Raw genomic sequence first — 10314 nt, forward strand, 5'->3', positions numbered from 1 at the left:
CACGCCCGTGCCGGAGATCGGCTGGGACGGCAACTGGCCGGCCCTGGCCGGCAGCCTGCCGCTGCGCGGCGTGGCCCAGCAGCTGGCCCTGCAGACCGAACTGATCGGCTGCGTGGCGGCCGAGCGCGCCGTGACCTTCCGCCTGCGCGTGCCGGTCGACACCCTGCGCGCCAGCGGCAACAGCGAGAAACTGGCCGCGGCCCTGCAGGAACACTTCCCGCACCTGCGCGTCACCGTCGACACCGAGATCGGCCCCGTGTGGTACACCGCCGGCGCCGAGCAGAAGGCGGCGCGCGAGGAGCGCCAGCGCCAGGCCGAAGCCACGGTGGGCGCCGACCCCTTCGTGCAGGAGATGGGGCGCATGTTCGACGCCTTTATCGTGCCAGGCTCGGTCAAGCCGCCGGTTGCCTGAGCATCTTCCGAACCTATTTACCCATCCGGACTTATTGGAGAATCCACCATGATGAAAAACCAGCTCGCAGGCCTGATGAAGCAGGCGCAGGCCATGCAGGACAACATGAAGAAGGCGCAGGAGCAGCTGGCTCAGATCGAAGTCGAAGGCCAGTCGGGCGCAGGCCTGGTGAAGGTCGTCATGACTTGCAAGAACGACGTCAAGCGCGTCACCATCGACCCGTCGCTGCTGGGCGACGACCGCGACATGCTGGAAGACCTGGTGGCCGCGGCCTTCAACGACGCCGTGCGCAAGGCCGAGGCGACCTCCGCCGAGAAGATGAGCGGCCTGACGGCCGGCATGCCGCTGCCGCCTGGCTTCAAGATGCCGTTCTGATGTTCATTGTCTCGCTCAGCTACACCGCGCCGCTCGACCACGTCGACGCGCACCTGGCCGCCCACCGGGAATTCCTCGCCGCGCAGTACGCGGCCGGGCGCTTCCTGATGTCCGGCCCCAAGGTGCCGCGCGAGGGCGGCATCATCCTCGCCGACGCGCCGAGCCGCGCGGCGCTGGAAGCGGTGCTGGGCGAGGACCCGTTTCACCGGGCCGGCGTGGCGCGCTACGAGATCACCGAGTTCGCGCCCCTCATGACCGCGCCGGCGCTGGACGCCTGGCGCCAGCGCCCGAACGGGGGCTGAGATGTCCAAGTCCCTCGAATTCCTCACTGAAAGCCTGCGCCGCCTGCCGGGCGTGGGGCCCAAGTCGGCCCAGCGCATGGCCTTCCACCTGCTGCAGCACGACCGCGAGGGCGCCGCCCAGCTGTCGCGCGCGCTCTACCAGGCCGTGGACACCGTGCACCACTGCGCCATGTGCAATACCTTCTCGGACACCGAGGTCTGCGACCTGTGCGTCGACGAGGCGCGCGACCGCGCCTTGCTGTGCGTGGTGGAGACCCCGGCCGACCAGCTGATGATCGAACAGACCCTGACCTACCGGGGGCTCTATTTCGTGCTGATGGGCAGGCTGTCGCCGCTGGATGGCATCGGCCCCAAGGACCTGCACCTGGACAAGCTGGTCAACCGTGCCGCCGACGGCGTGGTCCAGGAGGTGGTGCTGGCCACCAACTTCACCAACGAGGGCGAAGCCACCGCCCATTACATCAGTGAAATGCTGAAGGCGCGCGGCCTCAAGGTCAGCCGCCTGGCGCGCGGCGTGCCCGTGGGCGGCGAGCTCGAATACGTCGACGCCGGCACGATTGCGCGCGCCATGATCGACCGCCGCAGCGCATAATTGTCCGTAGCGACTCTCCGGTAGCAGACAGCAGGCAGGGAACAAGCGCGGCTGCGTGTGCATATTCGTGTGCGTGCGCACAAACCCCTTGCGCCGGCCGCTGCTATCGTTGGCACTTTCAGCGGACCCGACATGCACCTCGTCGATATCACGATGTTCTATGCCGCGGAAGGCGGCGGCGTCAGCACCTACCTGAACGCAAAATCCCAATGGCTGGCCCGTACCGGGCAGATGCGCCATACCATCCTCAGCCCCAACGTGGACGACGGCGGCGATCTTCCTTCACTGGTGCGCGTGCCCGGCGTTCCGCTGCCCGGCATCAACGGCTACCGCATGCCGGTCTCGGTCGCGGCCCTGGCGCGCCGCCTGCGCGCCGCCGCGCCCGACCTGGTCGAGGTCGGCGATGCCGGCCACAGCGCCTGGGCGGCCCTGCGCCTGCGCGACCGCTGCGGCGTGCCGGCCATCGCCTTCTACCATTCCGACCTGCCGCGCCTGGTCGAGAACCGCTTCGGCCAGGCCGCACGCCAGGCCACCCATAAATACCTGGCCCACCTGTACCGCGAGTTCGACCTGGTGCTGGCCCCGAGCCGCCTGATGGTCGAGCAGCTCGGCGCCATGGGCGTGCGCGGCGCGCTGCAACAGCCGCTGGGCATCGACAGCGAGGTGTTCCGGCCGGACCGGCGCGACCCCGGCCTGCGCGCCGAGCTGGGCCTGCCCCCAAGCGCGCGCCTGCTGGTCTACGCTGGTCGCTTCACGCCCGACAAGAAGCTGTCGCTGCTGGCCGAGGCCCTGGACAAGCTGGGCGCGCCTTACCATCTGCTGATGGTGGGCGGCGGCGACGCGCCGCCCTCGCACGAGCGCATCGCGGTGCTGCCTTTCCAGCGCGACCAGCGCGCCCTGGCGCGCCTGCTGGCCAGCTGCGACGTGCTGGTCCACCCGGGCGACTGCGAAACCTTCGGCCTGATCGTGCTGGAAGCGATGGCCTGTGGCCTGCCGGTGGTGGGCACTAGCGGCGGGGGCGTGGCCGAGCTGGTGGACGAGCGCTCCGGAATCCTGGCCCGCCCGAACTGCGCCGACAGCCTGGCCGGCGCGATCGAGGCGGTGTACCAGCGCGACCTGGCCGCGCTTGGACGGCATGCCCGCCACAAGACCAGCGAGTACTTCGACTGGAAGCAGATCTTCCCGCAGATCCAGCGCCGCTATCACAGCCTGCTGGGCGCGGGCCAGGCGGCGCAGCCGGCGCTGGAGCGTGTCTGTGTCACCGACTGAACCCGCGCTGTGCGTCTCGATCCACGACGTGGCCCCGGCCACCTGGGACGAGTGCCGGCGCCTGGCCGCCGCCATCCGCGAGGTGGCGGACATTCCATTGACCTGGCTGGTGGTGCCGGCCTACCACCGCGCCGGCGGCGATGGGGCGGCGATGCGCGCCGGCCTGGACGCGATGCTGGCGCGCGGCGACGAGCTGTGCCTGCACGGCTATACCCATCTCGATACCGCCCCGCGCGGGCGGGGCTGGCGCGAGCGTTTCCTGCGCGGCACCTACAGCCGCGAAGGAGAATTCGCGGCGCTGACGGAAGAAGAAGCCGCGAGCCGGCTGCGGCTCGGGCTGGACTGGTTCGCGGCCCAGGGCTGGCCGGTCAGCGGCTTCGTGCCGCCGGCCTGGCTGATGGGCGAGGGCGCCTGGCGCGCGGTGCGCCGCTTTGGTTTTGCCTACACCACCACCTTCACCCGTTTTCATGTGCTCGGCGGCAGCGCGGCGGGACAGGACCCGGATCCACGCCTGTCGCCCTTTTCACCCTCGCTGGTATATACCGCACGCAACCGCAGCGGCCGCATCGTCTCGCCGCTGGTGGCCGGCCTCGCCGCCGCCTGGCTGGCGCGGGCGCCGCTCATCCGCCTGAGCCTGCATCCGCCCGACGTGCGCTATCCGCGCCTGCTGCGCCATGCGCAACAGACGGTGGAGCGCCTGCTGGCGCACCGCACGCCGATGACCAAGGCCGCCTTCGCGCGCCTGCTCACCAGTACGGTCCCCAGTAGCCCCGGCCACGCCAGTACGGCGGGCCCCAGCCTCCGTGGTACGAAGCGTTGCCGAGACGATGGAGCTCGTCCTTCGTGCTGAGCTGCAGGACGCACTGGCGCCAGGGATCGCCGTCGGCCGCATAGCCGAGGCGGGTGCAGGCCGGCCCGTAGACGGCGATCATCTGCGCCATGTCGGCCTGCATGCGGGCGGCGCGTTCCTCCGGGGTGACGGCGCAGGCGGTCAAGAGTGGGGCCAGACAAGCCAGGACGGCCGCGGCAGCAGGAATGCGAACAGGAATACGCATGGATGTACACGTGGATGTGCGCATGGGTCCTCCCTTTGCGCCGTGGATGGCGCCAGGACAGCATAGCATAGGGCCGCCGCGGCGCATTTTCATGGACCGTATCAATAGTGCGCGCGCCCGGAAGCCGCCCATACGGCATTTTTCGCACGACCGTACGCCCATTCGCCAGTTTTTCTGGCAAGATACGCCCCCTAAAAACAAGGAGGAGACATGCGCAAGCGTGGATGGAAAACCTGGACGCTGCGGGCGATCACCGCGGTGCTGGGACTGGTACTGCTGGCCCTGCTCGGCGCCTGGCTGTACCTGCGCGGCAGCCTGGCCCAGCTCGACGGCGAGCGCAAGGCGCCGGGCCTGGCGGCCGAGGTGACGGTGGGGCGGGACCAGGCCGGGGTGCCGGTGATCCAGGGAGCCAGCCGCGCCGACGTCGCCTATGCGACCGGCTTCGTGCACGCCCAGGAGCGCTTCTTCCAGATGGACCTGCTGCGCCGCACCGCGGCCGGCGAGCTGGCCGAGCTGTTCGGCCCGAAGGCGCTGCCGCTCGACCGCGAGCACCGCCTGCACCGCTTCCGCGCCCGCGCCGAGACCATGCTGGCCCGCCTGTACGGCCCCGAGCGCATACTGCTGGACCGCTATGTCGCCGGCGTCAACGACGGCCTCAATGCGCTGCGCGCACGGCCCTTCGAATACGCCCTGACCGGCGCGGCGCCGCGTCCCTGGACGGCCCAGGATTCGCTGCTGGTCGTATGGGCGATGTACATCGACCTGCAGAACAACGTGGCGCCGCGCGAGATCGCGCGCGGCTGGATGCGCGAGCACAGCGACCCTGCCCAGCTGGCCTTCCTGCTGCCCGCCGCCAGCGCTATCGACGCCACCCTCGACGGCGGCGCACCGCCCGCGCCGGCGCCGCTGCCGTCGCATGCGCCGGACTGGTGGGGAGGCCTACTCAAGACGCCCATCAAGCTGGCCGGCGCCGAGTTCGCCGATGCCGTCGGCAGCAACAACTATGCGGTGGCGGGCAGCCGCACCGCCAGCGGCGCGGCCATCGTCTCGGACGACATGCACCTGGGCCTGCAGCTGCCCAATACCTGGTTCCGCATGGTGCTGCGCTTCCCCGACCCGGCCGGCGGCCAGCGCCGCCTGGTGGGCGTGACCCTGCCGGGAGCGCCGCCCTCGATCATCGTCGGCAGCAACGGCCAGGTAGCGTGGAGCTTCACCAACAGCTACGCCGACCTGCTCGACCTGGTCGAACTGGGCACCGATGCGGCCAAGGCCGGCCAGGTGCGCACGCCGAACGGCTGGGAAAGCCCGCGCGAATACGTCGAACTGATCGCCGTGAAGGGCGCGTCCGCCGAACGCTTCGTGGTGCGCGAGACCTCGCTCGGCCCGATCCGCACGGTGGCCGGGCGCGACTATGCGGTGCACTGGATCGCCCATGACCCGCAGGCCCTGAACCTTAACCACCTCAAGCTGGAAGGCGCGCGCAGCGTCGACGACGCCTTGGCGATCGCCGCCATCGACGGCATCCCGGCCCAGAACTTCGTGGCCGGCGACGCGCGCGGCAACATCGGCTGGACCATCGCCGGCGTGCTGCCGCGCCGTAGCACCCCGCCGGAAACCGCCACCTTCCCGCTCGACGCGGAAGGCCGGGCGCCGACCTGGCAGGGCGTGCTGCCGCCCGCGGACTACCCGCGCGTGCTCAACCCGGGCGACGGCCAGATCACCACCGCCAACAGCCGCCAGCTGATGGGCGCCGGGGCTGAGCGCATCGGCGACGGCGGCTTCGACCTGGGCGCGCGCAACCGCCAGCTGCACGACGGCCTGCTGGCGCTGGGCGGCCGGATGGACGTGCGCCAGGCCTTCGGCGCTTCGCTCGACGACCGCGCCCTGTTCATCGCCGAGTGGCGCCGCCGCGCGCTGGCCGCGCTCGACGCCAGCGCCCTGAACGGCAAGCCGCAGCGCGCCGAATTCCGCCGCCTGCTGGAAACCAGCTGGGACGGCCGCGCCAGTGTCGATTCAAGCGGCTACCGCCTGGCGCGCGATTACATGTGGGCGCTGTACGACCTGCTGTATGGCCAGGCCAACGCGGCGCTCAAGGAACGCGACCCGAAGGCCACCGCCGCGCTGGCCGACAGCCGCTGGCCGCTGGTGCTGGCGCGCCTGCTGGACGAGCAGCCGCCGGGCTGGCTGCCGGGCGGCTATCCGAGCTGGCAAACGGTGCAGCTGGCCGCGATCGACCGCGTCATCGCGGCCATCGAGGACGAGGGCAAGAACCTTGCCGACGCCAGCTGGGGTGCGCGCAATACGGCCAACGTGGCCCATCCGATCAGCATGGCGGTGCCTGCGCTGCGCTTCCTGCTGGCGGCACCTAGCGACCGCCTGCCGGGCGACGCCCACATGCCGCGCGTGGCGGGGCCGAAGTTCGGCCAGTCCGAGCGCATGACCCTGTCGCCGGGACGCGAGGAGGAAGGCTTGTACAACATGCCGGGCGGGCAGAGCGGGCATCCGCTGTCGCCTTACTTCCTGGCCGGGCATGACGCCTGGGCCGAAGGCAGGCCGCTGCCGCTGCTGCCGGGGAAGATCCAGCATACCTTGCGCTTCGTGCGCTGAACGCTTGGCCTTTTCGAACCGCCGCCGTTCGTTGAACGCGTGGACGGCAGAGCCGTCCACCCTACGTGTCGCAGCCTCGGACCGTAGGTGGACGGGTCCCCCGTCCACGCGTTCAAGCGGCGCTTAAATATCCGCGGCACGTTTCGAACCGCCGCGGTTCGTTGAACGCGTGGACGGCAGAGCCGTCCACCCTACGTGTCGCAGCCTCGGACCGTAGGGTGGACGGGTCCCCCGTCCACGCGTTCAAGCGGCGCTTGAATATCCGCGGCACGTTTCGAACCGCCGCGGTTCGTTGAACGCGTGGACGGCAGAGCCGTCCACCCTACGTGATGCAGCCTCGGACCGTAGGGTGGACGGGGGAAATTAGTCCAGTGGACTAATTTCCCGTCCACGCGCTCAAGTGGCGCTTGAATATCCGCGGCACGTTTCGAACCGCCGCGGTTCGTTGAACGCGTGGACGGCAGGGCCGTCCACCCTACGTGATGCAGCCTCGGACCGTAGGGTGGACGGGGGAAATTAGTCCAGTGGACTAATTTCCCGTCCACGCGTTCAACAGACGGCCGAGTTTCGAAATGTCATGCGAATCTTCAACCGGTCATTTGGCCGGCAGCGCCAGCGTCACGTTCCCCAGCATCTCGGTGATCGCCTCGGCATTCGACGGCCGCCCCAGGAAGTAGCCCTGCACCATGTCGCAGCCGTACTCCTCGAGCAGCAGCAGCTGCTCGCCGGTCTCGACCCCTTCCGCCACCACCACCATCTTGAGCCCGTGCGCCATGGCGATGATGGCGCGCGTGATGGCCGCGTTCTCGGAATCCTGCGGCAGCCCGCAGATGAAGCTGCGGTCGATCTTCAGGGCCCGCACGTCGAAGCGCTTGAGGTAGTTCATCGACGAGTAGCCGGTGCCGAAGTCGTCGATCGACAGGTAGACGCCGATGCCGCGCAGCTGCTCCAGGGTGGCGAGCGTGGCGCGCGCGTCGTCCATCAGGGTGCCTTCGGTCAGCTCCAGCTCCAGCAGGCGCGGGTCGAGCCCGGTGTCGTGCAGGGCCGAGAGCACGATCTGCGACAGGTTCTCGTCCTTGAACTGCTTGGCCGAGAGGTTGACCGCCATGCGCATCGTGCGCCCGGTTTGCCGCTGCCAGGCGCGCGCCTGGCGGCAGGCAGTGCGCAGCACCCATTCGCCGATCGGGACGATCAGGCCGGTCTCCTCTGCCAGCGGAATGAACTCGGTGGGCGGCACCAGCCCGCGCTCCGGATGGCGCCAGCGCACCAGGGCCTCGACGCCCACGATCTCGGCGCTTGCCACGTCGCGCTGCGGCTGGTAGAGCAGGTAGAGTTCGTCGTTCTGGAGCGCCTTGCGCAGGCCCACCTCGAGCTTCACATGGCTCATGATTTGCATGGTCAGCGACGAGCTGTACAGCTTGGCGTTGTTCTTGCCGCAGTTCTTGGCGTGGTACATCGCGGTGTCGGCGTACTTGAGCAGCGAGCCGCAGTCGTCGCCGTCCTCCGGGAATAGCGAGATGCCGATGCTGGCGGTGACGAAGATCTCGTTGCCCTCGAGCAGGAAGGGCCGGCGCATCGCCTCCTTGACCCGGTGCGCGACATTGAGCGCATGCTCGACCCGTTCCAGGTCGGGGATCAGGATGGTGAACTCGTCGCCGCCCAGGCGCGCCAGGTTGGTCGCATTGTCGCCCCGCGACACCAGGTCGCTCGGCCGCGTGGTGTCGCGCAGGCGCTCGGAGACCATCTTGAGCAGCGCGTCGCCCGCGTTGTGGCCAAGCGTGTCGTTGATGCGCTTGAAGGCGTCCAGGTCCATGAACAGCACCGCGAACTTCTTGTTGCCCATCTTGGAGCGCTGCAGCTCGCGCTCCAAGGTCTCGAGAAAGGCCTGGCGGTTCGGGATCCCGGTCAGGCCGTCGCAATAGGCCAGGCGCCGGATCTGTTCCTCGGCGCGCTTGCGTTCGCTGATGTCGCGCACCAGGCCCAGCACCTGCGAGGCGCTGGTCGCGACCAGGCGCGCTTCGAAGTGGCGGACCTCGCCGCATTCCGTGACTTCGTATTCGACCGAGCGCACCTGCTGGGTCGCCAGCACGGTCTTGATCTGCTCCAGCATGCGGTGGGCGATGTCGGCCGGCAGGACGTCACTGACGTGACGCCCGACGACGCCGCGCTCGCTGCCGGCCGCCCGCGCGATGCGCCCGCGCCCGCTGCGCTCGTGGCCCGGCTCGTAGTCGAGGTAGAAGCCGTCCGCGTTCATGCGGAAGAAGGTGTCGGGGATCGCCGCCAGCACCGCGCGGTTGTGGGCGTCGGCGATGCGCAGGCGCGCGATGGCGTCGCTGGCGCGCAGCACGTACAGCACGCGGTGGCCGAGGATGGGCCAGTTGATCGGCTTGGAGACGAAGTCGGTGGCGCCGGCCTCGTAGGCGTGGGTGACCGCCTCGACATCGTCGCCGCCGGTGACCATCACGATCGGCACGCTGGCGCCGTCGCGTTCCTGGGCGCGGATGGCGCTGCAGGCCGCGAAGCCGTCCATGCGCGGCATGTCGACGTCCATCAGGATCAGGTCCGGGCTGCGCGAGCGCGCCAGGTCGACCGCTTCGAGGCCGTCCGCCGCCTCGATGGCGTCGAGCCCGACCTGGGCCAGCATCTCGAGCATCAGCAGACGCATGACGGGATCGTCGTCGGCGACCAGGACCGTCCCGCGCTGGGGTTGGGCAGTGGCTGGCATGCTAGGTTTCCTTTTCTAGGAGAGCGTGAAGCGATTCGCGTACCGACAGGAATTCGCTTTCCATGTCGGCGAAGAGGGGAGCGGCGCCGGCGACGCTGCCGGCGCGCCCCAATTGCTCGAGATCGCGGCACAGCGCCGCCATGCGCGCCGCGCCGATGTTGGCGCTGGCCGACTTGAGGCTGTGGGCGACGCGGCGCAGTCCTTCGGCGTCGCTGCCGGCCAGCGACTGGCGCAGCGAGGAGAAATGGCGCGGCGTGTCGGCCACGAAGGCCGCCACCACCTTCTGCACCAGCGCGTCGCCGCCGTCGCGGCTGAGGGCGCGGATGTTTTCCAGCGCGGCCAGGTTCACCGCATCGTGGCGCGGCGCCGGCGCGGGTGCCGGGGCCGAAGCAGGGGCGGGAGCAGGGACAGGTGCGTCGCCATGATGCTGCATCGCGCTCAGCGGCAGCGCCACCCAGCGTCCGATCACGCCGGCCAGCTGCTGCTGGGTGAAGGGCTTGGACAGGTAGTCGTCCATGCCGGCCGCCAGGCAGGCTTCGCGGTCGCCCTGCAGGGCGTTGGCGGTGATGGCGATGACGGGCAGGGTGCGGGCGCGGCCCGCCTCGCGCTCGTGGCGCCGGATCGCCGAGGTGGCGGCGAAGCCGTCCATCACCGGCATCTGGCAATCCATCAGCACCGCGTCCCAGCCGCCGTCGCGCACCGCATGCAGCGCTTCCTCGCCGTTGCGGGCGCAGTGCGCTTCCAGTCCCAGGCTCTCCAGCATGGCCCTGGCCACCTCGACGTTGACCGGGTTGTCCTCGGCCAGCAGCACGCGGCGCGCGCGCCGTCCCGACGACTGGCGCGCGGCTGGCGCGGCGGCCGGCGCGATCGGCAGGGTCGTGTGCGCGGCTTGCAGCTGGGCCTGGGCCGGCGCTCCATGGAGCCGCGCCCCGCCCGCAGCCAGGCCGGCAAAAAGGTCCCCCCCGCGCGCCCGCGTG

General features: G+C 70.1%; 8 protein-coding genes and 1 pseudogene. 7 read left to right on the forward strand and 2 right to left on the reverse strand.

The genetic code is table 11. The features are described 5' to 3' along the window. The 7 genes and pseudogenes from KBW98_RS22755 to KBW98_RS22785 all read left to right on the forward strand — a co-directional run. Positions 1 to 412 (forward strand): annotated as a pseudogene (locus tag KBW98_RS22755) (DNA polymerase III subunit gamma/tau); the annotation flags it as partial. A 48-nt stretch (positions 413 to 460) separates the two neighbouring features. Further along, the gene (locus KBW98_RS22760) at positions 461 to 787 is read left to right on the forward strand and encodes a YbaB/EbfC family nucleoid-associated protein (RefSeq protein WP_027866165.1); all 327 of its coding nucleotides are present in this window, start codon (positions 461 to 463) and stop codon (positions 785 to 787) included. Beyond that, positions 787 to 1089 carry a YciI family protein gene (locus KBW98_RS22765; protein WP_211522449.1) on the forward strand — a complete coding sequence of 101 codons (303 nt, stop codon included), beginning with the start codon at positions 787 to 789 and terminating at the stop codon, positions 1087 to 1089. Before KBW98_RS22760 ends, KBW98_RS22765 begins: the two co-directional genes overlap by 1 nt. 1 nt (position 1090) lies before the next feature. Further along, entirely contained in the window at positions 1091 to 1681 is a 591-nt protein-coding gene (recR, locus tag KBW98_RS22770; protein WP_211522450.1) for a recombination mediator RecR, read from the forward strand. 132 nt (positions 1682 to 1813) lie between these two features. Then, a complete protein-coding gene (locus KBW98_RS22775; RefSeq protein ID WP_211522451.1) occupies positions 1814 to 2950 on the forward strand; it encodes a glycosyltransferase in 1137 nt (378 codons plus the stop codon). Beyond that, positions 2937 to 3800 carry a polysaccharide deacetylase family protein gene (locus tag KBW98_RS22780; protein ID WP_211522452.1) on the forward strand — a complete coding sequence of 288 codons (864 nt, stop codon included), beginning with the start codon at positions 2937 to 2939 and terminating at the stop codon, positions 3798 to 3800. The genes KBW98_RS22775 and KBW98_RS22780 overlap by 14 nt, the downstream gene beginning before the upstream one ends. 415 nt (positions 3801 to 4215) lie before the next feature. Further along, positions 4216 to 6612, forward strand: a complete 2397-nt coding sequence (locus KBW98_RS22785) for a penicillin acylase family protein (RefSeq protein WP_211522453.1) — start codon at positions 4216 to 4218, stop codon at positions 6610 to 6612. Between the two features lie 595 nt (positions 6613 to 7207). Here the strand turns inward: KBW98_RS22785 and KBW98_RS22790 are convergent. After that, positions 7208 to 9337 carry a bifunctional diguanylate cyclase/phosphodiesterase gene (locus tag KBW98_RS22790; RefSeq protein WP_211522454.1) on the reverse strand — a complete coding sequence of 710 codons (2130 nt, stop codon included), beginning with the start codon at positions 9335 to 9337 and terminating at the stop codon, positions 7208 to 7210. A 1-nt stretch (position 9338) separates the two neighbouring features. Beyond that, a partial coding sequence (locus KBW98_RS22795; protein ID WP_211522455.1) for a response regulator occupies positions 9339 to 10314 on the reverse strand: 976 nt, incomplete at its 5' end.

It is taken from the genome of Massilia sp. ST3, assembly GCF_018119405.1.
Lineage (GTDB): Bacteria > Pseudomonadota > Gammaproteobacteria > Burkholderiales > Burkholderiaceae_D > Telluria.